The 22592-nt window shown below is 70.9% G+C and carries 23 protein-coding genes and 1 riboswitch; of the genes, 14 read left to right on the forward strand and 9 right to left on the reverse strand.

What is annotated here, in order from left to right; genetic code table 11:
• The first annotated feature begins 230 nt into the window (after positions 1-230).
• Positions 231-1205: a CBM35 domain-containing protein gene (locus tag M8J73_RS42445; RefSeq protein WP_055538786.1), complete on the forward strand. Its 975-nt coding sequence runs from the start codon at positions 231-233 to the stop codon at positions 1203-1205.
• Positions 1206-1229: 24 nt separating this feature from the next.
• On the opposite strand, the gene M8J73_RS42450 is transcribed toward M8J73_RS42445, so the two are convergent.
• From M8J73_RS42450 to M8J73_RS42460, 3 genes are all read right to left on the reverse strand, one after another.
• On the reverse strand, positions 1230-2156 hold the full coding sequence (locus tag M8J73_RS42450; protein ID WP_055538785.1) for a 1-phosphofructokinase: 927 nt from the start codon (positions 2154-2156) through the stop codon (positions 1230-1232).
• A gap of 259 nt (positions 2157-2415) precedes the next feature.
• Positions 2416-3663, reverse strand: coding sequence for an N-acetylglucosamine-6-phosphate deacetylase (gene nagA, locus M8J73_RS42455; RefSeq protein WP_079054837.1), 1248 nt, complete (start codon positions 3661-3663; stop codon positions 2416-2418).
• Positions 3663-4625 (reverse strand): ROK family protein, encoded by a 963-nt coding sequence (locus M8J73_RS42460; RefSeq protein WP_055538784.1) that lies wholly within the window; start codon positions 4623-4625, stop codon positions 3663-3665. Before M8J73_RS42460 ends, nagA begins: the two co-directional genes overlap by 1 nt.
• Positions 4626-4869: 244 nt before the next feature.
• Here M8J73_RS42460 and M8J73_RS42465 point away from each other — a divergent pair, with 244 nt between their 5' ends.
• The 3 genes from M8J73_RS42465 to otsB all read left to right on the forward strand — a co-directional run bounded on the left by M8J73_RS42465 (position 4870) and on the right by otsB (position 7479).
• Positions 4870-6090: an extracellular solute-binding protein gene (locus M8J73_RS42465; protein WP_079054838.1), complete on the forward strand. Its 1221-nt coding sequence runs from the start codon at positions 4870-4872 to the stop codon at positions 6088-6090.
• Between the two features lie 265 nt (positions 6091-6355).
• The gene (locus tag M8J73_RS42470) at positions 6356-6583 is read left to right on the forward strand and encodes a DUF3263 domain-containing protein (protein WP_055538782.1); all 228 of its coding nucleotides are present in this window, start codon (positions 6356-6358) and stop codon (positions 6581-6583) included.
• A gap of 17 nt (positions 6584-6600) precedes the next feature.
• Positions 6601-7479, forward strand: a complete 879-nt coding sequence (otsB, locus tag M8J73_RS42475) for a trehalose-phosphatase (protein ID WP_249829839.1) — start codon at positions 6601-6603, stop codon at positions 7477-7479.
• Positions 7480-7708: 229 nt separating this feature from the next.
• Here otsB and M8J73_RS42480 read toward each other — a convergent pair whose 3' ends face one another.
• Together M8J73_RS42480 and M8J73_RS42485 are read right to left on the reverse strand one after the other, a co-directional pair.
• Entirely contained in the window at positions 7709-9118 is a 1410-nt protein-coding gene (locus tag M8J73_RS42480) for an alpha,alpha-trehalose-phosphate synthase (UDP-forming) (protein WP_055540669.1), read from the reverse strand.
• A gap of 193 nt (positions 9119-9311) precedes the next feature.
• A complete protein-coding gene (locus M8J73_RS42485; protein WP_055540670.1) occupies positions 9312-10256 on the reverse strand; it encodes a glucosyl-3-phosphoglycerate synthase in 945 nt (314 codons plus the stop codon).
• 131 nt (positions 10257-10387) lie between these two features.
• Positions 10388-10531, forward strand: a riboswitch (SAM riboswitch).
• An 18-nt stretch (positions 10532-10549) separates the two neighbouring features.
• On the opposite strand from M8J73_RS42485, the gene thrC reads away from it, so the two are divergent.
• From thrC to M8J73_RS42515, 6 genes are all read left to right on the forward strand, one after another.
• Positions 10550-11851, forward strand: coding sequence for a threonine synthase (gene thrC, locus M8J73_RS42490; protein WP_055540671.1), 1302 nt, complete (start codon positions 10550-10552; stop codon positions 11849-11851).
• Between the two features lie 53 nt (positions 11852-11904).
• On the forward strand, positions 11905-12180 hold the full coding sequence (locus tag M8J73_RS42495; protein ID WP_055518759.1) for a MoaD/ThiS family protein: 276 nt from the start codon (positions 11905-11907) through the stop codon (positions 12178-12180).
• Positions 12181-12642: 462 nt separating this feature from the next.
• Entirely contained in the window at positions 12643-12846 is a 204-nt protein-coding gene (locus tag M8J73_RS42500; RefSeq protein WP_009339379.1) for a cold-shock protein, read from the forward strand.
• A 368-nt stretch (positions 12847-13214) separates the two neighbouring features.
• Positions 13215-14837, forward strand: a complete 1623-nt coding sequence (gene groL, locus M8J73_RS42505; RefSeq protein ID WP_055540672.1) for a chaperonin GroEL — start codon at positions 13215-13217, stop codon at positions 14835-14837.
• Positions 14838-15046: 209 nt separating this feature from the next.
• A complete protein-coding gene (locus tag M8J73_RS42510; RefSeq protein WP_055540673.1) occupies positions 15047-16168 on the forward strand; it encodes an NADH:flavin oxidoreductase in 1122 nt (373 codons plus the stop codon).
• Between the two features lie 227 nt (positions 16169-16395).
• On the forward strand, positions 16396-17013 hold the full coding sequence (locus M8J73_RS42515) for a superoxide dismutase family protein (RefSeq protein WP_055540674.1): 618 nt from the start codon (positions 16396-16398) through the stop codon (positions 17011-17013).
• A gap of 21 nt (positions 17014-17034) precedes the next feature.
• Here M8J73_RS42515 and M8J73_RS42520 read toward each other — a convergent pair whose 3' ends face one another.
• On the reverse strand, positions 17035-17715 hold the full coding sequence (locus tag M8J73_RS42520; RefSeq protein ID WP_206187940.1) for a Uma2 family endonuclease: 681 nt from the start codon (positions 17713-17715) through the stop codon (positions 17035-17037).
• A gap of 59 nt (positions 17716-17774) precedes the next feature.
• Complete coding sequence (locus tag M8J73_RS42525; protein WP_055540675.1) at positions 17775-18614, reverse strand: hypothetical protein; 840 nt, start codon at positions 18612-18614, stop codon at positions 17775-17777.
• 509 nt (positions 18615-19123) lie between these two features.
• Here M8J73_RS42525 and M8J73_RS42530 point away from each other — a divergent pair.
• Entirely contained in the window at positions 19124-19978 is an 855-nt protein-coding gene (locus tag M8J73_RS42530) for an LLM class flavin-dependent oxidoreductase (protein WP_055543113.1), read from the forward strand.
• On the opposite strand, the gene M8J73_RS42535 is transcribed toward M8J73_RS42530, so the two are convergent.
• Together M8J73_RS42535 and M8J73_RS42540 are read right to left on the reverse strand one after the other, a co-directional pair.
• Complete coding sequence (locus tag M8J73_RS42535; protein ID WP_055543112.1) at positions 19975-20238, reverse strand: DUF397 domain-containing protein; 264 nt, start codon at positions 20236-20238, stop codon at positions 19975-19977. The two genes, M8J73_RS42530 and M8J73_RS42535, sit on opposite strands and share 4 nt — an antisense overlap.
• A complete protein-coding gene (locus M8J73_RS42540) occupies positions 20222-21061 on the reverse strand; it encodes a helix-turn-helix domain-containing protein (RefSeq protein WP_055543111.1) in 840 nt (279 codons plus the stop codon). Before M8J73_RS42540 ends, M8J73_RS42535 begins: the two co-directional genes overlap by 17 nt.
• Positions 21062-21175: 114 nt before the next feature.
• Here M8J73_RS42540 and M8J73_RS42545 point away from each other — a divergent pair, with 114 nt between their 5' ends.
• The 3 genes from M8J73_RS42545 to M8J73_RS42555 all read left to right on the forward strand — a co-directional run bounded on the left by M8J73_RS42545 (position 21176) and on the right by M8J73_RS42555 (position 22579).
• Positions 21176-21424: a hypothetical protein gene (locus tag M8J73_RS42545; RefSeq protein WP_240501776.1), complete on the forward strand. Its 249-nt coding sequence runs from the start codon at positions 21176-21178 to the stop codon at positions 21422-21424.
• On the forward strand, positions 21421-21630 hold the full coding sequence (locus M8J73_RS42550; protein WP_249829840.1) for a hypothetical protein: 210 nt from the start codon (positions 21421-21423) through the stop codon (positions 21628-21630). Before M8J73_RS42545 ends, M8J73_RS42550 begins: the two co-directional genes overlap by 4 nt.
• A gap of 64 nt (positions 21631-21694) precedes the next feature.
• Positions 21695-22579 carry a SecDF P1 head subdomain-containing protein gene (locus M8J73_RS42555; RefSeq protein ID WP_249829841.1) on the forward strand — a complete coding sequence of 295 codons (885 nt, stop codon included), beginning with the start codon at positions 21695-21697 and terminating at the stop codon, positions 22577-22579.
• Positions 22580-22592 lie beyond the last annotated feature (13 nt).

Below are 22592 nucleotides of genomic sequence, written 5' to 3' on the forward strand. Positions count from 1 at the left end.
CAAACAGCATCGGCGGGCCGGATGACCAGAGCCGGGCAGTAGCCCGACAAGCCGGGAAAAGCGCTGGTGAGGCCCCCGATGAGGGGTCTCCCGGCGTGATGGTGACTCAGGCCACGAGGGCTGAGTCACCCGTTTGGCTCAGCGTGAGCGGGTAGGCTCGCTCTCCTACACCCCTGTTGCAAGAAGCCACCCGTACGCCGCATGTACCGCACCGCTGAGGAGACCTAGGGATGACGCCCGGCAACAACGGCGCGAGCACGCCCGAGGACGACGACCCGTTCGGCTACCTCTACGCCGACGGCCAGGCCCGGGGCGCCCAGCCGCCCACGGGGAGCTACGGCTACCCCAACGCCGTCAACCGGGTGCGGCCGGTCGGTGAGCGCCAGTACGGGCAGCAGACCCAGCAGGCGGCCCCCGCCCAGCAGGCCCCCACCGCGGCGTACGGCCAGGTCCCCCAGCAGAACGGCTACGGCCAGCCGAACGCGCACTACCAGGCCCCGGAGTCCTTCTCCGGCGGCGCCGAGACGACCCGTCAGCAGTCGCACGGCGGCGGGGGCGGCGGGCGCGGACGCGGCCCCAACACCAAGGGGCTGCTGATCGGCGCGATCGCCGTCGTGGCCGCCGTGGTGATCGGCATCGGCGTCGCCATGATCGGCGGGGACGACAAGGCGGACGACAACGCCGGCGGCGGCCCCTCGACCGCGCCGACGGCCGACCAGAACACCGAGCCCAGCCCGTCGACGACCAAGAAGACCGAGCAGAAGCCCGGCGAACTCCCCAAGGCGGAGGCCAAGACCCTCCAACTCGGCGGCAACGCCACGGTCGCCTCCGACATCCCCGGCGCCAAGTCCGAGGGCGGCTTCTACGTCACCAACTTCAACTCGGTCGGGTCGTCGGTGACGTGGAAGATGGAGGATGTCCCGGCGGCCGGCAAGTACACGCTGTACGTGCTCTACGGTGTCCCGGGCAAGGACCAGAACGCCACCCTCACGGTGAACGGCACGGCCCAGACCCGCCCTCTGAACCTGTCCAACTTCTCGAGGGGCCCCGAGGGCGACTACGAGAAGGGCTGGACGAACACCTTCGCGCTCCTCCAGCTCAACAAGGGCACCAACGAGGTCAAGATCTCGTGCGAGCAGGGCAACTCCTGCGACGTGAACTTCGACCAGATGTACCTGGAAAAGGGCTGGAAGAAGAGCAGCTGAGGCCTTGAGCGGGCCCAGCCCCCTTCAGGCCGCGCTGACCTCCCCCGTCACCGCCACCTGCGTGCGCAGTTCCTCGTACGCCCGCTGGTCGAACTCGCCCGCCGCCGGGGCCAGTACGGTCGCCGCCGACAGGGCCGTCGCCCGGGTGAGGCGGTCGGGCCAGGGGAGGTGTTCGACCAGGCCCGACAGGAGGCCCGCCACCACCGCGTCGCCGGCGCCCGTCGGGTTGCCGCGGAAGCGGCGGGGCGGGGTCGCCCGCCAGTGGCCCTCGGGCGTGTGGGCGAGGAGACCGTCGGGGCCGAGCGAGGCGACGACCGCCTGGGCACCCCGGCGGCGCGCGTCACGTGTCGCGCGGGACGGCTCGTGGGAGCCGGTGAGTTCGGCGAGTTCCTCGGCGTTCGGCTTCACCACGTCGGGGCGTGCCGCCACCCCGCGCCGCAGCGGCTCACCGCTGGTGTCCAGCAGGACGGGGACGGCCAGGGTGCGCGCCGTACGGATCAGGCCCGCGTACGCGCCCACCGGTACTCCCGGCGGCAGGCTGCCGCACAGGGCCACCGCCGAGGCGGAGCGCAGCAGCACCTCGTACGCCTCCTGGAACGCGGACCACTCGGCCGGGGCGATGAGCGGGCCGGGCTCGTTGAGCTGAGTCGTGTCACCGGTGGCGTCGACGACCGCGATCGTCCGGCGCGTCGCCCCCTCCACCGGGATGAGCGCGTCCACGATGCCCGGCGTCCGGGTGAGCCCCTCCTGGACGGCGCGTCCGGTGCCGCCGCCGACGAAGCCGGTGACCGTCACCTCATGGCCGAGGGCGGCGAGCACGCGGGCCACGTTCAGGCCCTTGCCGCCGGGGCGTTGGATCACCTCGGTCACCCGGTGCGTGGCATGGGGCCGGAGGGCCCGTACGCGGTGGGTGATGTCGAGAGCGGTGTTCAGCGTGACCGTGAGGATCACCCGGGGCTACCCCCTCGAATTCGACGGCGCGACGCGTTCGGTCTTCGTTGACATCAGAATGCGCTCGGCGACAGCTGTTGCGGAGGCTCGATCATGCCAAAAGAGCGGCGGTCGGCCCAGTCCCCGGGGCCAACCGCCGCACTCCGCACCACCCGCCAACAAAGGGGCGGATGGGTTGGGTTGGGGATCGATCGCCCCCACCGTCCGCCCCCCGCCGGCTGCCGTCCGCCGTCCCCGTTGGCCGGCCGCCGCCGTCGGCTCAGTTCGTGAAGGGGTCCACCACCCAGGTGCCCTTGCGCAGGACGCCCTTGACGGCGAAGTCCGCGTCGAGGAGGACGATGTCGGCGTCCTTGCCCGGCTCCAGGGAGCCGATCCGGTCGTCCAGGCCCAGGAGCCTGGCCGGGTTGGCGGAGAGCGCGGCGACGACGGACTCGACGGGGAGGCGGTCGAGGGTGACCGCCCGCCGGAAGGCGCGGTCCTGGGTGAGGGTCGAGCCGGCGATGGAGCCGCCCTCCACCAGGCGGGCCACACCGTCGGCGACCTCGACCTCCAGCGGGCCGAGCATGTAGCGGCCGTCGCCGAAACCGGCCGCGTCCATCGCGTCGGTGATGAACGCCACCCGCTCGGCGCCCGCGTGACGGAACGCCAGCTGGAGGGCGGCCGGATGCAGATGCGTGCCGTCGTTGATCAGCTCGATGGTGACCCGCTCGTCCTCCAGGAGCGCCGCGATCGGGCCGGGTTCGCGGTGACCCAGCGGGGGCATCGCATTGAACAGATGCGTGGCCACGGTCGCGCCCGCCTCGATGGCACGCACGGTCTGCTCGTACGTGGCGTCCGTGTGCCCGATCGCCGCGAGGACGCCGTGCTCGGCGAGGAGCCGTACGGAGTCCAGGCCGCCGGGGAGTTCGGTGGCCAGGGTGACCATGCTCGCCCTGCCGCGTGCCGCGTCGACCAGCTTGCGGACCTCCGCCGGGTCCGGGTCGCGCAGCAGCGCCTCGGAGTGGGCGCCCTTGCGGCACGGGGAGATGAACGGGCCCTCGAAGTGGATGCCCGCGATGTCGCCCTGCTCGGCGAGTTCGGAGAGGAGCCCGGCGCGGTGGGCGAGGCCGTCCATGTCGCCGGTGACGGTGGAGGCGACGAGGGTGGTGGTGCCGTGCAGACGATGGGTGTGGATGCCCCTCAGGACGTCCTCGACCGTGCCCGAGGTGAAGGACGCCCCGCCGCCGCCGTGGTTGTGGAGGTCGACGAAACCGGGGACGGCCCACAGGCCGTGGGCCGCAAGGACGGGGGCGTCGGCGGGGGCGTGCTCGGCGATCCGGGTGCCGTCGACCACGACCCGGCCGTTCTCGACGATGCCGGTGGGGAGGACGACGTCGACACCTTCCAGGACGAAGGGCCGCGCCGCCGACGGCGCCTGCGGGCGGGTGGGGGCTCGGCGCGCGGTTCCCCGCGCCCCTTCGGGCTCGCTGCTCGCGCCGGAAGCGGAAAAGTCCTGCTGGGTCGGCATCAGGGGGTTGCCTCCGAAGCGTCCGTCGGGGTCGTGGGGGTCGTGTCCGTGAGGAGGTCCCAGGCCAGGAGGCCGGCGCCGAGGCAGCCCGCCGTGTCGCCGAGGGAAGCCGGGACGAGTGCGGGGACCTTCTGGAAGGTCACCCGGTGTTCGATGGCGGCCCGCAGCGGGGCGAACAGGGTCTCCCCGGCCTCGGCGAGGCCGCCGCCGATGATCAGGGTGCGGGGGTCCAGCAGAGTGATCGCGGTGACGAGGCCGTCGGCGAGGGCGTCGACCGCCTCCTGCCAGACGCCGCGCGCCCGCGGGTCGCCGTACTCCACGGCCCGCGCGCAGTCCTCCGCGTCCGCGCCGGGGTCGCCGGTGGCCGCGGCCCAGGCCTGGCTGACCGCCGCCGCGGAGGCGAAGCGCTCCAGACAGCCGCGCTGACCGCAGGGGCACGGGGTTCCCCCGGGGCGTACGACGATGTGGCCGATCTCGCCGGCGAAGCCGTGCGCGCCCGCCTCGACCCGGCCCTCGACGCCGATCGCGCCGGCGATGCCGGTGCCGAGCGCCACGAAGAGGAAGCGGTCGGCGCCCATGCCCGCGCCGACCCGGCCCTCGGCGAGACCGCCGGTGCGCACATCGTGGCCGAGGGCGACCGGTATGCCGCCGAGGCGCTCGGCGAGGAGCGCGCGCAGCGGTACGTCGTGCCAGCCGAGGTTGGCCGCGTAGACGGCGACGCCCCGCTCGGCGTCGACGATGCCGGGCACGGCGACACCGGCGGCGGACGCGGGCTCGCCGAAGTGCCGCTCGCCGTGGGCGCGCAGCTCGGCGGCGAAGTCGAGGATCGACGCGACGACGGCGTCCGGCCCGCGGTCACGGCCGGTGGCGAGGCGCGCCTGGTGCAGCAGCTCGCCGCCCGCACCGACCAGCGCGGCCTTCATCCCGGTGCCGCCCACATCGAGGGCGATGACATGTCTCACGGAGGACAGTGTGGCCCGTGTACCCTCAAGAGGTCTAGTCCACTCACGTGGTGTAGACCTTATGAAGAAGTTCGAGAAGTTGAAGGATGAACAGGCTTGAACGCAAGCCTGCGATCCAGGCTGTTTTGTTCGAAGCCCGTTCGATAAGCGCGACAGGTTTGGGGCGGCACAAGTGCGACAGCGGCGGACGAAGACCCACATCAGGACCACCTCGGCACTCGCGGCACTGTCCGCGCTGGGGCTGATGTCCACGCTTGCGGGCTGCGGCGCCGGGGAGACGGACGGGCAGAAGGTCACCCTGAAACTGGTGGCCGCCGACTACGGCGACTCCAAGGCCAACAGCTCCCAGAAGTACTGGGACGACCTCGTCGCGGCGTACGAGAAGGGCCACCCCGACGTCGAGATCGACGTCACCGTGCGCTCCTGGAACGACATCGACCGCGCGGTCAAGGAGATGGTCGACGCCGGTAAGGCCCCCGACATGGCGCAGATCGGCACGTTCGCCGACTACGCCGCCGCCGGGAAGCTCTACGAGGTGGACGACCTGCTCTCCATACCCGTCCAGGGCGACTTCCTCGGCCAGCTCGCCAACGCGGGCAAGGTGAAGCGGGCCGCGTACGGCATGCCCTTCGCCGCGTCCACCCGCGTGCTCTTCTACAACAAGAAGCTGTTCGCCAAGGCCGGGATCGACGAGGCCCCGCGCACCTGGGGCGAACTGGCCGCCGACGCGGAGGCGCTCCGCGCGGCCGGCACCAAGACCCCTTACGCGCTGCCGCTCGGGCCCGAGGAGGCCCAGGCCGAGACCATGCAGTGGCTGCTCAGCGGCGGCGCCGGATACGTGGACAACGTCGGCACGTACCAGCTCAACTCCGACGACAACGTGCGGACCTTCACCTGGCTGAAGAAGGAACTGGTCGACAAGGGCCTCACCGGGCCGACCGCGCCGGCCAAGCTGAACCGGGCCGACGCGTTCGACGCGTTCACGCGCGGCGAGGTCGGGATGCTCAACGGGCACCCCAGCCTGATGAAGATGGCCGAGGACAAGGGCGTCGAGTTCGGCACCGCCGCCCTGCCGGGGCGCGAGGGGCGGTCGCGGGCGGCCCTCGGGGTCACCGACTGGATGATGGCGTTCAAGCAGAACGGGCACCGGGAGGAGATCGGCGACTTCCTCGACTACGTCTACGCCGACAAGAACGTCCTCGCGTTCTCCCGCGAGTACGACCTGCTGCCGGTGACGGCGTCGGCGTCGCAGGCGATGGCGGAGGACAAGGACACCGCCGACCTCACGCCGTTCCTGACGGAACTCCCCTCGGCCGAGCTGTATCCCGCCGGGAAGACGTCGTGGGCGGAGGTCAGTGCGGCGGTGAAGCGGGAGATAGGGACGGCCGTGTCGTCGAACGCGAAGCCGCGGGTGGTGCTGGAGAGGTTGCAGGAGACGGCGACGGAGGCGGAGCGGGAGGACTAGGGCGCCTTCCAGCTCGGGGGTACGCGGTTCGTCGGCGGGTGCGGGTTCGTCGTGGTTTCTCGCGCAGTTCCCCGCGCCCCTGATGGGAACGGGCCTGCGGCCCGCCCCTTCATGAAAAGTACGGGGCGCAGCCCCGGTCGCTTTTCAGGGGCGCGGGGCTGTGACACATGCGGCTCCGCCGCGTGGGCGCGAACGGCCCGCACTCGCCCGCACCCGGCGACGCACGAGTCATCCCCCTGTCGGTCCCGTCCGTTACCGTCGTCGCATGGACAGCCTCGACACGCGTGAGCAGGCCATCCTCGCGTTGGAGCGGCAGGGGTGGGGCAGCCCGGGCGCCAAGGAGCGGGCCATACGGGAGCGGCTGGGGCTCGCCCCCGTGCGGTACTACCAGCTCCTGAACGCCCTGCTGGACGACGCACGCGCCCTGGCCCACGACCCGGTCACCGTCAACCGGCTGCGGAGAGTGCGGGAGGCCCGCCGGGCCGAGCGGTGACGGATAAGGTCGACGGCATGGGCAGCCACAAGGATTCCGAGAACCCCAAGGCCACCTTGCCGACACCTGTGACCCCGGCCGGCCGGGACGCGCTCGACGCGATCCTCGCCGACCCCGGCCGTACGGTGATCGCGCTCGACTTCGACGGCACGCTCGCGCCGATCGTCCCCGACCCCGAACAGGCCCGCGCCCACCCCGACGCGGTCCCCACCCTCGCCGCACTCGCCCCGCGGGTCCTCTCCGTCGCCGTGGTGACCGGCCGCCCCGCCGCCGTCGCCGTCCGCCACGGAGGCTTCGCCGGCGTCCCCGGTCTGGAACACCTCACCGTGCTCGGCCACTACGGCGCCGAACGCTGGGACGCCGCGACCGACACGGTCACCGCGCCGCCCCCGCACCCCGGGGTCACCGCCGTCCGCGCGGAACTCCCCGCGGTGCTGGACGAGGCGGGGGCGGGGGAGGGCACCTGGATCGAGGAGAAGGGGCGGGCCGTCGCCGTCCACACCCGGCGCGCGGCCGATCCCCAGGCCACGTTCGAGGTGCTGCGCGCGCCGCTGACCGACCTCGCCACCCGTCATGGCCTCATCGTCGAACCGGGCCGGATGGTCCTCGAACTCCGGCCCCCGGGCATGGACAAGGGGGTCGCTCTCCGCCGGCACGTCGTCGACTCCGGCGCGACGGCCGTCCTCTACGCCGGGGACGACCTCGGCGACCTGCCCGCGTTCGCCGCGGTGGAGAAGCTGCGGGGGGAGGGCGTGCCGGGGTTGCTGGTGTGCAGCGGCAGCACGGAGGTGACGGAGCTGTCGGAGAGGGCGGATCTGGTGGTGGACGGGCCGGAGGGGGTAGTGCGGTTGCTGTCGCGGATCGCCGAGGTTGTCGGGGCGGGGGGCGCCCAGTAGCTCGGGGTGCGCGGTTCGTTGGCGGGTGCGGGTTCGTCGTGGTTTCTCGCGCAGTTCCCCGCGCCCCTGGAAAAGCAGGGGCCTGCGGCCCCGTGCTTTTCCGATGAAGGGCGGGCCGCAGGCCCGTTCCCTTCAGGGGCGCGGGGCTGTGACACATGCGGCTCCGCCGCGTGGGCGCGAACAACCCCCACCCACCCGCACCCGCCAACGCACCCCTCGGCCCGAGCTACTAGGCCCTCAGCTCTCCCAGCTGATCCAAGAACCACCGGGCCGGTGGCAGAGCCGTCGCCGCCGCCGTGAGCCGCTTCGTGCGTTCCGTTCGTTCCTCCGCGCCCATCGACAGCGCCTCGTGCAACGCCTCGGCCGTCCCCCCGATGTCGTACGGGTTGACCACCACCGCGTCGTCGCCCAGCTCCTCGAACGCCCCCGCCTCCCGCGACAGCACCAGCACACAGCCCCTGTCGGAGACGAGCGGTACCTCCTTGGCGACCAGGTTCATGCCGTCGCGGATGGGGTTCACGAGGGCGACGTCGGCGAGGCGGTATGCCGCCAGGGAGCGGGCGAAGTCGTCCTTGACGTGGAGGACGACCGGGGTCCAGCCCGGCGTCCCGTACCGCTCGTTGATCTCGGCCGCCACCCGCTGGACCTCGGCGGTGTACTCCCGGTACACGGCGAGGTCCTGCCGCGACGGGTACGCGAAGGCCACGTGCACGACGCGCTCGCGCCACTCCGGGCGGTCGTCGAGGAGCTGCCGGTACGCCAGCAGGCCCCGCACGATGTTCTTGGACAGTTCCGTACGGTCGACGCGGACGATCGTGCGGCGCGGCGTGCCGTCGGGAGCCGTGCCGATCTGCTCCCGCAGCGCGACGATCCGCTCGTCGACGTCCGCCTCGTGCGCGCGGGCCCGCAGGAAGTCCGCGTCGGCGCCGAGCCCGTGCACACCGATCCGGGTGCCGGAGGTGGCGTCCGGGCCCAGTACGGCGTGACAGCACGCGGTGAACGCGTCCGCCCACCGCCGGGTCAGGAACGCGGCCCGGTCGGCGCCGAGGATGCCGTTCAGCACCTCCGCGGCGATGTCGTCGGGCAGCAGCCGGAAGTAGTCCACGGGCGCCCACGGGGTGTGCGAGAAGTGGCCGATCCTGAGGTCCGGGCGCAGCTCGCGCAGCATCCTCGGCACGAGCGTCAGGTGGTAGTCCTGCACGAGCACGGCCGCGCCGTCCGCCGCCTCCTCCGCCAGCGCCTGCGCGAAGGACCGGTTGTACGTCTCGTACGCGGTCCACTGGGCCCGGAACTCCGCGTCGAAGACGGGCTCCAGGGGGGTCTGGTACAGCATGTGGTGCACGAACCACAGCGCGGAGTTGGCGACGCCGTTGTACGCGGCGTGGTGGACGTCGGCGGGGATGTCCAGCATGCGTACGCCGGGCTCGCCGACCCCGCGGCGTACGGCCTCGCGGTCGCCGTCGCCGAGCGCGGAGCACACCCACAGGGCACCGGCGTCGGGGCCGATCGCCGACAGGCCGGACACGAGTCCGCCGCCGCCGCGCTTCGCGGTGAGACCGCCGGAGTCGTCCTGGGTGTACGAGACGGGGCCGCGGTTGGAGGCGACCAGCACCTGGGCTTCAGCGTGCGTTGATGCCATAGGGCTCAACCTAGCCCGTGGTCGAACCGCTCAAACGTGCGGTTCGGCCGTATACAGGAGCGCCTAGGGGGGTGGGGGTGACTCGTGCGTCGGCGGGTGCGGGTACTTCGTGGTTTCTCGCGCAGCTCCCCGCGCCCCTGAAGGAACGGGCCTGTGGCCCGCCCTTCAGGGACCGGCATACCTCAGGCGCCCCCTACGCCGCCTTCCGCTCCGCGTACTCCGCGATCTCTGCCATCGGCGGTCGTTCCTCCAGGTCCACCGAGTACGTTCGCGGCTCGAAACCCTCCGCGCCGCGTTCGAACTGGGTCAGGACGGGACGGATCAGGTGGCCGCGGGCCAGGCGGAGCTGGGCCGTGCGATAGATCGCCGCGGACATGCGGCCCAGGGCCTGCCCGTCCTGGTGGCGGTGTTTGCGGACGCCCACATCGACCTGGGCCAGCGCGTCGAGGCCGACGAGGTGGAGCGCGTCGACGAGCATGCCCAGTTCGATGCCGTAGCCGACGGGGAACGGGAGGCGTTCCAGGAGGGAGCGGCGGGCCGCGTACTCGCCGCCCAGCGGCTGGACGAAGCCCGCCAGCTGGGGCCAGTGCATGTTGAGCAGGGGGCGGGCCATGAGTTCGGTCACCCGGCCGCCCTGGCCGGCGGCCGCGCCGAGCGGGCGGTCGTACATCGCCTTGACCAGGTCGACGCCGGGGTCGGTGAGCAGCGGGCCGACGATCCCGGAGACGAAGTCGGAGGAGAACTCCTTGAGGTCCGCGTCGATGAAGCAGACGATGTCTCCGGTCGTGACCAGCAGCGACCGCCACAGGACCTCGCCCTTGCCGGGCACGGCGGGCAGGCGCGGCAGGATGTCGTCGCGGTGGACGACCCGTGCCCCGGCCGCCGCGGCGACCTCGGAGGTGCGGTCGGTCGATCCGGAGTCCACGACGACGACCTCGTCGACGAGCGGGACCTGTTCCATGAGGTCATGGCGGATGACGGCGACGATGTCGCCGACCGTCTCCTCCTCGTTCAGCGCGGGCAGGACGACACTGACGGTCTGGCCCGAGGCCCGTTTGGCGGCAAGGATCCTGTGGAGCGGGCGATCGGTCACGGACCAGGAGCGGGTGCTCAGCCAGCGCTCGACTTCCTTCAGCACAGTGCGCGGCTCCTCTGCGTTCATCTCGCGGTTCGGACGGCTCTCTCAACTGTCCTGGCCTTCGGTTACAGTCTTGAACAACGCTGATGACCATCGCATGTCGGTGCTCGTGTGCGTATACAACCAAATACCGCTCATCCAGAGGGGCAGAGGGATACGGCCCGATGAAGCCCCGGCAACCCTCCAGCTGTCTTGTCACGTCGCCGTGGCGAGGTCCGGCTAGGGAAGGTGCCAAATCCGTCTCACGACGAGATGCGTCGTGAGGAAGATGAGGAGAAAGGGCCTCGCCTCACATGGCTGCGCAGACTGTTGCCACCGAATCCACGACCACCGACGGTGCCGCCGAGAGCGTCGACCTCGGCCCCGCCGCCGCCCTGAGCTGTCGCGAGTGCGGTCACCGCGTCCCCCTCGGACCGGTCTTCGCCTGCGAGGAGTGTTTCGGCCCGCTGGAGATCGCGTACGACTACTCCGCCTACGACACGGAGGAGCTGCGCAAGCGGATCGAGGCCGGTCCCGCGAACATCTGGCGGTACGCGCCCCTGCTGCCCGTCCCCGCCGACGTGGCGACCAAGCCGAATCTGAACCCCGGCTGGACCCACCTCGTCAAGGCCGACAACCTCGCCCGTGAGCTGGGTGTCACCGGCGGCCTCTACATCAAGGACGACTCCGGCAACCCGACGCACTCCTTCAAGGACCGCGTCGTCGCCCAGGCACTGGAGGCCGCGCGCGCCTTCGGTTTCACCACTCTGTCCTGCTCCTCCACCGGCAACCTCGCCGGCGCCGTCGGTGCCGCCGCCGCCCGCGCCGGCTTCCGCTCCTGCGTGTTCATCCCGCACGACCTGGAGCAGGGCAAGGTCGTCATGGCCGCCGTCTACGGCGGTGAGCTGGTCGGCATCGAGGGCAACTACGACGATGTGAACCGCTTCTGCTCCGAGCTGATCGGCGACCCGGCCGGCGAGGGCTGGGGCTTCGTGAACGTCAACCTGCGGCCGTACTACGCCGAGGGCTCCAAGACCCTCGCGTACGAGATCTGCGAGCAGCTCGGCTGGAAGCTGCCGGACCAGCTGGTCGTGCCGATCGCCTCCGGCTCGCAGCTCACGAAGATCGACAAGGGACTCCAGGAGCTGATCAAGCTCGGGCTGGTCGAGGACAAGCCGTACAAGATCTTCGGCGCGCAGGCCGAGGGCTGCTCGCCGGTGTCCGTCGCGTACAAGGCGGGCCACGACGTCGTCCGGCCGCAGAAGCCCGACACGATCGCCAAGTCGCTGGCCATCGGCAACCCGGCGGACGGGCCGTACGTCCTCGACATCGCCCGGCGGACCGGCGGGGCCGTGGAGGACGTGACCGACGAGCAGATCGTCGACGCGATCAAGCTGCTCGCCCGGACCGAGGGGATCTTCGCGGAGACCGCGGGTGGCGTGACCGTCGGGGTCACGCGGAAGCTGATCGAGAACGGGCTGCTGGACCCGGCGCTGACGACCGTCGTGCTGAACACCGGTGACGGACTCAAGACGCTGGACGCGGTCGCCGGAACGGGGCTCACCGCGACCATCCGCCCCAACCTCGACTCGTTCCGCGACGCCGGGCTCGCCTAACCACCCAGCCCCGTGCTCCCAGCTCTGCCGCACACATCCGGAGGTCACCAGTCATGAGCGTCAGCGTTCGCATCCCCACCATCCTTCGCACCTACACCGGCGGTCAGGCCGAGGTCCAGGCCGAAGGCGCCACCCTCGCCGAGGTCATCGCGGACCTGGAGAAGAACCACACCGGGATCGCCGCCCGTGTCCTCGACGACCAGGGGAAGCTGCGGCGGTTCGTGAACGTGTACGTGAACGACGACGACGTGCGCTTCGAGCAGGGTCTGGAGACAGCCACGCCGGACGGCGCGGGCGTGTCGATCATCCCGGCCGTCGCCGGCGGCTGATCACCGTTCATACCCGCCGGTAGTAACCGTCGGTAACATTGATTACGGATTGTTCATCGAATTGCCCCCTCCGTGAGAGAAGCGGAGGGGGCAATTCTCTATGGTTGAGCACGGTACAGTTGGGGAACCCGGCCCGCTTGCCGTTGTGATTTCATGCCGGGCGCATATCCAATCGCGCCGCACGCCCTATATGAAGTAGCCAAAGTCTGTAGGGCATTTGCGTGCTTCGCGCCTTTTATGGGGCCCGACTTGCCCTGAATTCAGGGGAATTGTTCGTACATTCCCGACCGGGCCTGTCCAGATTTTCTCGTCCGATTGCCCTGTTGCAGACGGCAGTTGGGCAGATACATTCAGCCGCGGTCGACGCGTTCCGGCGCACACCCCCAACCGTTGGGGGGTGAGGTCTGACCCGGGTCCGCGAAGTGTGGATCTGTGCAAGGGCCAGTAATAGGGGAGTTAGGCATGGCTCAGGGCACCGTCAAGTGGTTCAACGCGGAGAAGGGGTACGGCTTCATCGCGGTCGACGGTGGTGCGGATGTATTCGTCCACTACAGCGCGATCCAGATGGACGGTTACCGCACCCTGGAAGAGGGCCAGCGGGTCGAGTTCGAGATCTCGCAGGGTCAGAAGGGTCCGCAGGCGGACATGGTCCGTCTCGCAGGCTGAAGCAACGCGCCGGTTAGCAGCGACGTTCTTCGTTCTTCTCGGAGGGTCCGCGCCCCGTACTCGGGGTGCGGGCCCTTCCGCGTGTCCGGGCCGCGTGACCGGGCCGCCCCCTGGTCGTCCGGGAGGGGCGCCGACCGGGCGCATAGGGGCGCGTTCACCTGCGGATCATCCGGAGGCGCTTGCACTCGACCATGCCGAGTGCTAATCATTGGCGTTAGCACTCTGAAGGTGAGAGTGACAACGAAGGACCGGGTCGGTGAGGCCCGCAGGCCAGGTGGGGCAAGGAACCACGAGGCAGGCGAGCCGTCCGTCGCGGGCGCGGGCGCGGTCCGAAGGAATCACCCCCAGTCCTGGAGGGACCACTTCACATGGCCAAGATCATCGCGTTCGACGAGGAGGCGCGGCGCGGCCTCGAGCGCGGCATGAACCAGCTCGCGGACGCCGTCAAGGTGACGCTCGGCCCCAAGGGTCGCAACGTCGTCCTCGAGAAGAAGTGGGGCGCCCCCACGATCACCAACGATGGTGTGTCCATCGCCAAGGAGATCGAGCTCGAGGACCCGTACGAGAAGATCGGCGCCGAGCTGGTCAAGGAAGTCGCCAAGAAGACGGACGACGTCGCCGGTGACGGTACGACCACCGCGACCGTCCTCGCCCAGGCGCTCGTACGCGAGGGCCTGCGCAACGTCGCCGCCGGTGCCAACCCGATGGCCCTGAAGCGCGGTATCGAGAAGGCCGTCGAGGCCGTCTCCGGTGCGCTGCTCGACCAGGCCAAGGAGGTCGAGACCAAGGAGCAGATCGCCTCCACGGCCTCCATCTCCGCCGCCGACACCCAGATCGGCGAGCTGATCGCCGAGGCCATGGACAAGGTCGGCAAGGAAGGCGTCATCACCGTCGAGGAGTCGCAGACCTTCGGTCTGGAGCTCGAGCTCACCGAGGGCATGCGCTTCGACAAGGGCTACATCTCGGCGTACTTCGCCACCGACATGGAGCGCATGGAGGCGGTGCTCGAGGACCCCTACATCCTCATCGCCAACTCCAAGATCTCCAACGTCAAGGACCTGCTCCCGCTCCTGGAGAAGGTCATGCAGTCGGGCAAGCCGCTGCTGATCATCGCCGAGGACGTCGAGGGCGAGGCCCTGTCGACCCTGGTCGTCAACAAGATCCGTGGCACCTTCAAGTCCGTCGCCGTCAAGGCCCCGGGCTTCGGTGACCGCCGCAAGGCCATGCTCGGCGACATCGCCATCCTCACGGGCGGCGAGGTCATCTCCGAGGAGGTCGGCCTCAAGCTGGAGAACGCGACCCTGGACCTCCTGGGCCGCGCCCGCAAGGTCGTCATCACCAAGGACGAGACCACGATCGTCGACGGTGCCGGCTCCGCCGACCAGGTCGCCGGCCGCGTGAACCAGATCCGCGCCGAGATCGAGAACAGCGACTCCGACTACGACCGCGAGAAGCTCCAGGAGCGCCTGGCGAAGCTCGCGGGCGGCGTGGCCGTCATCAAGGCCGGTGCCGCGACCGAGGTCGAGCTCAAGGAGCGCAAGCACCGCATCGAGGACGCCGTCCGCAACGCGAAGGCGGCCGTCGAGGAGGGCATCGTCGCCGGTGGTGGCGTGGCCCTGCTCCAGGCCTCCCAGGTCTTCGAGAAGCTGGAGCTGGAGGGTGACGAGGCGACCGGCGCCAACGCCGTGAAGCTCGCCCTGGAGGCCCCGCTCAAGCAGATCGCCGTCAACGGTGGTCTCGAGGGTGGCGTCGTCGTGGAGAAGGTCCGCAACCTCCAGGTCGGCCACGGCCTGAACGCCGCGACCGGTGAGTACGTCGACATGATCGCCTCCGGCATCATCGACCCGGCGAAGGTGACGCGTTCCGCCCTGCAGAACGCCGCGTCCATCGCCGCGCTGTTCCTCACCACCGAGGCCGTCATCGCCGACAAGCCGGAGAAGGCCGCCGCGCCCGCCGGTGGCGGTATGCCGGGCGGTGACATGGACTTCTGAGCCTCCTCGTAGAGAGAAGGTTCGGACCCGGTCCGTCAGTACCGAGGGCGGCACTCCCTGTTCCGACAGGGGGTGCCGCCCTCGGGCGTGTCCGGGGTCACACAAGCCGCCGGTTCTCGGCGGAATGCGGCGGCGGGCGGGGAGGTTGACGAGTGACAGCGATCCATGCACATGCATACAGCGCCCCTACCTCTTCGAGGAGTCCCCACGTGACCACCGCGTCCACCTCCCGTGCCGCCGACGTTCTCTCCCGGCCCGTTCGGATCAACGGTCTGACCGTTCCGAACCGGATCGCCATGGCTCCCATGACGCGGGTCTTCTCGCCCGGCGGTGTGCCGGGTGCGGACGTCGCCTCGTACTACGGGCGCCGGGCCGCCGCGGGTGTCGGCCTGATCGTGACCGAGGGCACCTACGTCGGGCATGAGACGGCCGGAGACCTGGACGGTGTGCCGCGGTTCGCCGGTGAGGAGCAGCTCGCCGGGTGGGCGAAGGTCGCCGAGGCCGTGCACGCCGGCGGCGGCACGATCGTGCCGCAGCTGTGGCACATCGGCACCGTCCGCCAGCAGGGCAAGCTCTTCCCGGAGGCCCCGGTCCTCGGCCCCTCCGGTCTGCGGGTCGACGGCACGCCCGCCGAGGGCGGCCGCGCCATGACGCAGGCCGACATCGACGAGGTCGTGGCCGCGTTCGCCAAGTCCGCCGCCGACGCCGAGCGCGTCGGCATGGACGGCGTCGAGATCCACGGCGCCCACGGTTACCTCGTCGACCAGTTCCTCTGGGAGCGCACCAACCGCCGCACCGACGCCTACGGCGGTGACCTCGTCGCCCGCACCAAGTTCGCGGCCGAGATCGTGGCGGCCGTACGGGCCTCCGTGTCCCCCGACTTCCCCGTCATCTTCCGCTACTCGCAGTGGAAGCAGGAGGCGTACGACGCGCGCCTCGCCGAGACGCCGCAGGAGCTGGAGGCGCTGCTGAGCCCGCTCGTCGCGGCCGGCGTCGACGCGTTCCACGCCTCCACGCGCCGCTACTGGCAGGCGGAGTTCGAGGGCTCCGAGCTGAACCTCGCGGGCTGGACGAAGAAGCTCACCGGCAAGCCCACCATCACCGTCGGCTCGGTCGGTCTGGACGGCGAGTTCATCGCCGCGTTCGCCGGTGAGGGGTCCTCGACCAAGGCGATCGACGACCTGCTCGACGGTCTGGAGGCCGAGGAGTTCGACCTCGTCGCCGTGGGCCGTGCGCTGCTCCAGGACCCGGAGTGGGCGGCGAAGGTGCTCGGCGGTCGCTTCGACGAACTGAAGGCGTTCGAGCCGGCCGCCCTGGGCTCGCTGAGCTGAGCATGCCGTCGGCTCGGTGAGCCGAGCACGCCACAGGGCCCGGACTTTTCGCCAAGTCTCCCCAGTACCCGGCGGTAGTGATCCAATTCCGCCGAATCCGCCGCTGTAGTGTCATGAGCGCAGCGTCGCCCGGGCACCTCAACTGCCACCTGATGAGCGGCAGTTGAGGTGCCTTTTGTTGTGCGACCGCTCCCCTTCACCCCCCACGAACGGGACTGGACAAGCTCATGGCACGACACAAGCTCACCCTGAAGCGCAAGCGGCTCATCGCGGCCGTCGCCGCCGTCGGCGCGGTCGCCGGCGGCCTCGGTATCGCGGCCGGCGCGAACGCCAGCGAGTCGAAGGAGCAGCCCGTGGTCAAGGTCGTCGTGAAGTCGGTGCTCGCTCCGGCGGCCACCGCGGACGTGGCACCGGCGGTCACCTACGACACCGGGCTCGCGCCGCTCGGGGCCCGCGTCCAGGTCAAGGAGGAGCTGCGGCGCGACGGCGGTACGCGCATCGAGCTGCGGCTGCGGGGCCTGGTCGCGAACCGCGCGTACGGCGCCCACGTCCACACCAAGCCGTGCGGCAAGCTGCCCGCCGACGCCGGGCCGCACTACCAGGACCAAGCCGACCCGGTGCAGCCGTCCGTCGACCCCAAGTTCGCCAACCCGGACAACGAGGTGTGGCTGGACGTGAACACCAACGAGGACGGCTCGGCGCGTGCGATCGCCACGGTGGACTGGCGGTTCCGGGCGGGCGGGGCGCGCTCGGTGGTCCTGCACGAGAAGAGCACGTCCACGCACGCGGGGCACGCGGGGACGGCGGGTGCCCGGCTGGCCTGCGTGAACGTGCCGTTCAAGTAGGCGGCTGAGGGGCCTGGCCGGTCAGTCCGCGTAGTCCTTGAGCTTCTCGGTGTCCAGTGTGATGCCGACGGGAGCGGGGATCTCCACGACCGCGCCCCACGAGTGGGAGTCGGTCTGCTGGTACCGGCCGCCCTTCGGTTCGCTGAACACGGTGACCGTGTGGTGGTCGCGGTCGATGAGGAGGTAGACGGGGATCTCGGCCGCCGCGTAGCCGACGGGCTTGTCCACGGGGTCGCGGCGGTCGGTGTCCCGGTCGTGGGAGGTGATCTCCACGGCCATGAGGGCGCCGTCGGGGTCGGACCAGTTGCCATGGCCCCTGAAGTGGCCCTCCGGCGCCAGGAAGCCGTCCGTGAGGGCGCGGCCCTTGCGGTATGCCTCGGCCTTGACGCCCCGCTCAGGCATGAGGTTCAGCTCGGGGCGCTGCTGCATGCACTGGCGCAGCAGCCACATGAAGATCTCGCCGTGGTTGCCGTCCGGCATGGCCTTGACTACTACCTTTCCGCTGATGTACTCGAGCCGTACGGTTTCCGGGGCCGCGGCGGCCAGCTCCTCGAACTCGTCGACATCGAGCGGGCCGTGCCGGACGCACAGCCTCCCGCCGAGGAACTCCAGCCGGTTCCGCAGCTCCCTGGGGGCCCTGCGAACGAGTTCCTCGAAGTCCTCGACGGACATCTGCGGGTGCTCAGCGGTGTCAGGGGTCATGGTGTCGCCTCCTTCCTCCCATCGTGCCCCGGCAGGGTGGCGGCGGACCGTAGGAGCGGTCATACGGGTGTCCTCTCTCGTGGCTTCAGGGACATCGCCGCACGGATCTCCGCCGCGCGGGCGTGGACCGAGGCAGCCGGGAGGGGCGCCTTGTGGCGGGTGGGGGCGCGTTCGCCCCGGCAGGCGCCGCAGGTGCCGCCCGGCAGGGCGTCCGGGCGGCCCGGGGTGCGGCAGGTGGCGCACTCCAGCATGCGCAGGGGCGGCCGTACGGGTTCCGGCTCCGGTTCCGGTTCCGGCGGGAGCTTGCTGGTGAGGCGGGTGCGGAGGAGGGCCGCCGGGCTGTGGACCGGGGTGGGGAGGCCCGTGGTGAGCGCCTGGCGGATCGTCTCGTCCGTGGCGCCGCGCTCGAACCAGGGCACCAGGAGCGGGGCCAGGGCCGCGCAGTCCGCCTGGGAGAGGGACAGGGACGGGGTCGTACGGCCGAGGGCCGCGAGAAGGATGTGGGCCCGGGACCGGGTCGGGCGGCCACGCTCGGGGTCCTCCCGCTGCGCCTCCGGTACGCCGCCCCGTGTGAAGCTCGCCCACCAGTCGTCGTCCCGCGCGGTTCGGGAGAACCACGATCGGGTGATCCACCGGGCACTGCCCGACTCGACGGTCAGATGTTCGCGCCCCCGGCGCAAGTGACCTGCCTGCTGAAGCCTGTTGAGGGCCGTACGCAGCGCGCACTGGCCGTACGGGAGCGTCTTGGCAAGCGTCTTCACGGAGATGTCGGCGCCGTCGGGGAGCCGGTCGATGTACGCGGCGATCGCTGCTTCGCGGGACGGAAGGTGCGCGAAGTCGTGCGCGGAGCGGGGGTGTTGGCCGGGGGTGGTGCGCTTGGCGTAGCCCGGGTTGGCCATCGGGTGGGGGAGGGAGGGGGGCGGGGACGCGTGCGCGGGGAGGGGAGCGCTACTAAACTTGGCATCAGCCATCGGATCGAAATCCTCTTCGATCTTGTAGGTCAGGCCCCCGCAGGTGTTGGCGCACTTGACGGGGGCTGTTTCGTCTGCGCGCACGCTATCAGCACGATCACCGTGCGTGGCAACTTGAACGCGGGACGTCAACATGGCGGGTGGGAGGGTGGGTTGAGGCCCACCTCCCATTCCTTGAAAAGAGGGCTCGAAGCTCGGGGCTTGAGCCTCGGGGCGGCTTGGCGGGCCGTTAATTCGCTCGCCGGGTGGGGCGGCTCCCGCGTACGGTGGCCGCACTCTGACGAACACGCTCTCCAGAAGTACGCCGCAGAACGGGAGCAACCGCGCGAGACGGTGCGGGCCATGGAGGGGCGGCAGTGACTTTGCCCTGCCCTTCTACCGTTCAGGAGTGCTCTGTCATGAGCCCCGTTTCCGTACCCGTGTCCACGCCTGTGTCCGTGCCCGTTGGGCTCGGTCTGCCCGTCGACGACCCCGCCGGACTGCTGACCTGGGCTCGGCTCGCCGACGACTCGCCCTTCTCCACAGTCGGACTGCTGGACCGTCTCGTCTACGACAACCCCGACCCGCTGGTCGCCCTGTCCGCCCTCGCCGGAGCGACGAGCCGTGTCCGCGTCCAGACCGAGGTGCTTCTCGCCCCGCACTACAACACCGCGATCCTCGCCAAGCAGACGGCCACGCTCGACCGGATGTCCGGCGGGCGCTTCACGCTCGGCATCGGGATCGGCGGGCGCGAGGACGACTGCCGGGTCGCGGGCATCGACATCCGGCGGCGTGGACGCCGACTCGACGAGCAGATCGAGCAGTTGAGGTGGGCGTGGGCCGGCCGACCGTACGCCGAGGGCGTCGGCGCGGTCGGGCCACTGCCCGCCACCCCCGGCGGCCCCGAGGTCCTCTTCGGCGGCTTCGCCCCCGCCGCGCTCGAACGCGTCGCCCGGTGGGGCGACGGCTTCCTCGGGGCGGCGCTGCCCCCGGCGTACATGGACCGGATGTTCCGCGACGTCGAGACGGCGTGGGAGAAGTACGGCAGGGAGGGGCGCCCGAAGCTCGTGGCCCAGGCCAGCGTCGCGCTGGGGGCGCCGTCCGTGGTGGCCGACGCCCGCGCGAACCTGCTGCGCTACTACGAGTTCAGTGGGCGCGGCGCGTACATGGCGGAGGGGCTCCTCACCACACCGGACGCGATCCGGGCGGTGGTCGCCGGGTACGCCGGGATCGGGGCGGACGAGGTGATCCTCTACTGCTGGGCGGCCGACCCCGACCAGGTGACACGCCTGGCGGAGGCCGTCTTCGCCTAGCGCCGCCTCAGGTCTTCGACGAACAGGGACCACGCCTCGGCCCGGAACACGAGCGCCGGACCGAGGGGGGTCTTTGAGTCGCGGACGGGCACGAAGGTGGGGACGCCGTCGGCGACCTCGAGGCAGTTGCCGCCGCTGCCTTCGCTGTACGTGGACTTCCGCCAGCGAGCGACCTCCAGGCAGTTGCCGCCGTCGCCGCCGCTGTAGGTCGACTTGTGCCAGGTTGCGGTGGCCAGGTCGTACTCAGGGATGCTCCTCATGCGTGTAATCCTGGGCCATGGCTTCCAGCATGACCAGGGACTTCTCAGGCGAGAGCGCGGCGGCGGTGAGGAACTCGTAGGTGCGTCGCTGGTGCCGGACGGTGGCCGGGTCGTCCTCCAGCCGTCCGGTGCCAACTCCCTCGTAGTAGACGAGCGGTGGGGCGTCCGGGAAGTCCATCAACTTGATGGCCCCCTGCATCGCCGCGTGCGCTCCCGCCTCGAACGGCAGCACCTGTACGACGACCCGGCTTCGGCGGATGAGGCCGACGATGTGGCGCAGGGCCGCCGCCATCACCTCGCGCCCGCCGGTCACGCGTCGTAACGCGGCTTCGTCCAGCACCGCCCACAACAGAGGTTCGGTTGGATCTTCGAGGATGCGGGCCCGTTCCCCGCGAGCCGTCACCAACTCATCGATCACGCTCTCCGGCGCGGTTGGCTGATACGCGCGGCACACGGCCCGTGTGTACACCGGCGCTTGCAGCAGCCCTGGGATGAGCAGCGGTGCGTACTCCCTGATCTCGGTCGCCTCTGCCTCCGCCTCCGCGGCTTCCGCGAAGTGCTCGGGGTACTTGGACTTGGACGTCGCCCTGCAGTTCCGCAGGAAGAAGTCCCCCGTACCCAGCGCGAGGTCGATCAGGCGCGCGATCTCCGGCTGCATGCGCCGTACCGCCGACTCCAGCTGGCCCACGAACGAGCCGCTCACGAACAGTCGTTGGCCCAGGTCCTCCTGGCTGAGGCCCGCCTTCTCCCTGGCGTGGCGGAGCTCCGCGCCCAGGAGCGCGCGGGGTGATGACGACGGGTCGAGGTCCTTCGGTCCGGGCATGGTCGTGCTCCCCTGTCCAGCAGTCCCCCTGTTGGGGCGTCGTATCTGGCCAGGCTAGACACCCCTCGGACACGCTGTGTGGTGAATCTGCAACCCAGCGTGGAGGAAGTGGCCGTGAAGAACAGAACAGCCGCGGCGAACGGACGGCGGCGCCCCGAGCGGCTGCTCGCCCTGACGACCGAGGAAGCCGTCGAACAGCTCGACCAGGCGTTGCGCGCCGTCGGCATCATCCTGCCGTCGCTGGGCATCGACCCGGTGACCGGGGCGAGCGAACAGCCGTTCCCCCTCGTGCGGCTGGGGTGCTGCAACATGACCGTCGCCGCCCGGCTCGCCGCCGTTCTGCGCAAGGCGGCGGAGACGTGACCGCGCGGCGGTCGTACGCCGTGGACGTACGGGACGGGCGGCTCGGCGAGGTGATGGGGGAGGAGGGCGGCTACGTCCAGCTGAGACCGGTCGGGGGCGGCCGGGAGTGGGACTGCCCTCCCGGCTCGCTGCGGGAGGCGACGCCGGGAGACGTGCTGCGCGCTCGGGTGCGACACGTCAACGCGCAGGGGCGGTTGCCGTGTTGAGTGCTTGGTGGCACTTGGCGTAAGGGTGCCCCGTTGCGGGTTCTTCGTGCCACGATGGGCGGTCATGGAGCGTCGGGGGATGGGGGACGGGATGGCGTTGCGCAGGGTGCTCGGGGTGGCGTGTCTGGTCGCGCTGGTGTGCGGGTGCGGTGGGTCGGGTGACTCGGGTGACTCGGACGGGCGTCGGTCGGGGAAGCCGGGGAAGTCGGCGTCCGCGTCGACCTCCGGGAAGGCCGGGGGTGACGGGGAGTCCGGCGGCAGGCAGGCCCACGTGACGTTCATGCCGCAGGAACCCGTGAGCCCGCAGACGTTGGAGCGGACCGCCGAGCTGATCCGGGACCGGGCGACGAAGGCCGGGCTGGGTGGCGTGAAGGTGACCGTCGAGGACAAGAGCCAGATCACGGTGTCCGGTCCGGCCGCCCGGCAGGAGACGCTGGAGGCGCTGGGACAGCCGGCGGAGCTGGCGTTCCGGCCGGTGCTGAGCACGGCCGCCGAGCCGGGTGTGGAGAAGTGCCCGGACGCGGTGGAGGGGCCCTCGTCGGACCCGCTCACCGCGTGCGGGGAGTACCTGGGCACCGTCTCCACGTACCAGCTCGGGCCGGTCGCCGTGGCCGGTACGGACGTGTCCGAGGCGGAGGCCGCGTACGACGCGGAGCGGGGCGGCGGCTGGTTCGTGAAGCTGGACTTCACCGCTGCGGGCGGGGCGAAGTTCGCCGACATCACGGGGCAGTTGTCGGCGCAGCCGGCGCCCCAGAACCAGTTCGCCATCGTCCTCGACGGTGTCGTGCTGTCCGCACCTGAGGTGTACGGCCCGATCACCGGCGGCAAGGCCGAGATCTCCGGCAACTTCACCAAGCAGCGGGCCCAGCAACTGGCCGCCCAGGTGAACACGGGAGCCCTGCCGGTCCACCTGTCGGTGTCGAGCGTGACGAAGCTGAGCGTCGACTAGGCGGCCGGGTCGG

The sequence above is a fragment of the Streptomyces neyagawaensis genome (assembly GCF_023516595.1).
Taxonomy (GTDB): Bacteria; Actinomycetota; Actinomycetes; order Streptomycetales; family Streptomycetaceae; genus Streptomyces; species Streptomyces neyagawaensis.

What these genes read in the sequence shown, in the direction of transcription:
- M8J73_RS42535 (WP_055543112.1), bottom strand. Translation starts at nt 20,238, where the DNA reads ATGAGGAGCATCCCTGAGTACGACCTGGCCACCGCAACCTGGCACAAG.
- M8J73_RS42540 (WP_055543111.1), bottom strand. Translation starts at nt 21,061, where the DNA reads ATGCCCGGACCGAAGGACCTCGACCCGTCGTCATCACCCCGCGCGCTC.
- M8J73_RS42480 (WP_055540669.1), bottom strand. Translation starts at nt 9,118, where the DNA reads ATGGCATCAACGCACGCTGAAGCCCAGGTGCTGGTCGCCTCCAACCGC.
- M8J73_RS42470 (WP_055538782.1), top strand. Translation starts at nt 6,356, where the DNA reads ATGGACAGCCTCGACACGCGTGAGCAGGCCATCCTCGCGTTGGAGCGG.
- M8J73_RS42515 (WP_055540674.1), top strand. Translation starts at nt 16,396, where the DNA reads ATGGCACGACACAAGCTCACCCTGAAGCGCAAGCGGCTCATCGCGGCC.
- M8J73_RS42555 (WP_249829841.1), top strand. Translation starts at nt 21,695, where the DNA reads ATGGAGCGTCGGGGGATGGGGGACGGGATGGCGTTGCGCAGGGTGCTC.
- otsB (WP_249829839.1), top strand. Translation starts at nt 6,601, where the DNA reads ATGGGCAGCCACAAGGATTCCGAGAACCCCAAGGCCACCTTGCCGACA.
- M8J73_RS42465 (WP_079054838.1), top strand. Translation starts at nt 4,870, where the DNA reads ATGTCCACGCTTGCGGGCTGCGGCGCCGGGGAGACGGACGGGCAGAAG.
- M8J73_RS42495 (WP_055518759.1), top strand. Translation starts at nt 11,905, where the DNA reads ATGAGCGTCAGCGTTCGCATCCCCACCATCCTTCGCACCTACACCGGC.
- nagA (WP_079054837.1), bottom strand. Translation starts at nt 3,663, where the DNA reads ATGCCGACCCAGCAGGACTTTTCCGCTTCCGGCGCGAGCAGCGAGCCC.
- M8J73_RS42520 (WP_206187940.1), bottom strand. Translation starts at nt 17,715, where the DNA reads ATGACCCCTGACACCGCTGAGCACCCGCAGATGTCCGTCGAGGACTTC.
- thrC (WP_055540671.1), top strand. Translation starts at nt 10,550, where the DNA reads ATGGCTGCGCAGACTGTTGCCACCGAATCCACGACCACCGACGGTGCC.
- M8J73_RS42445 (WP_055538786.1), top strand. Translation starts at nt 231, where the DNA reads ATGACGCCCGGCAACAACGGCGCGAGCACGCCCGAGGACGACGACCCG.
- M8J73_RS42500 (WP_009339379.1), top strand. Translation starts at nt 12,643, where the DNA reads ATGGCTCAGGGCACCGTCAAGTGGTTCAACGCGGAGAAGGGGTACGGC.
- groL (WP_055540672.1), top strand. Translation starts at nt 13,215, where the DNA reads ATGGCCAAGATCATCGCGTTCGACGAGGAGGCGCGGCGCGGCCTCGAG.
- M8J73_RS42525 (WP_055540675.1), bottom strand. Translation starts at nt 18,614, where the DNA reads ATGGCCAACCCGGGCTACGCCAAGCGCACCACCCCCGGCCAACACCCC.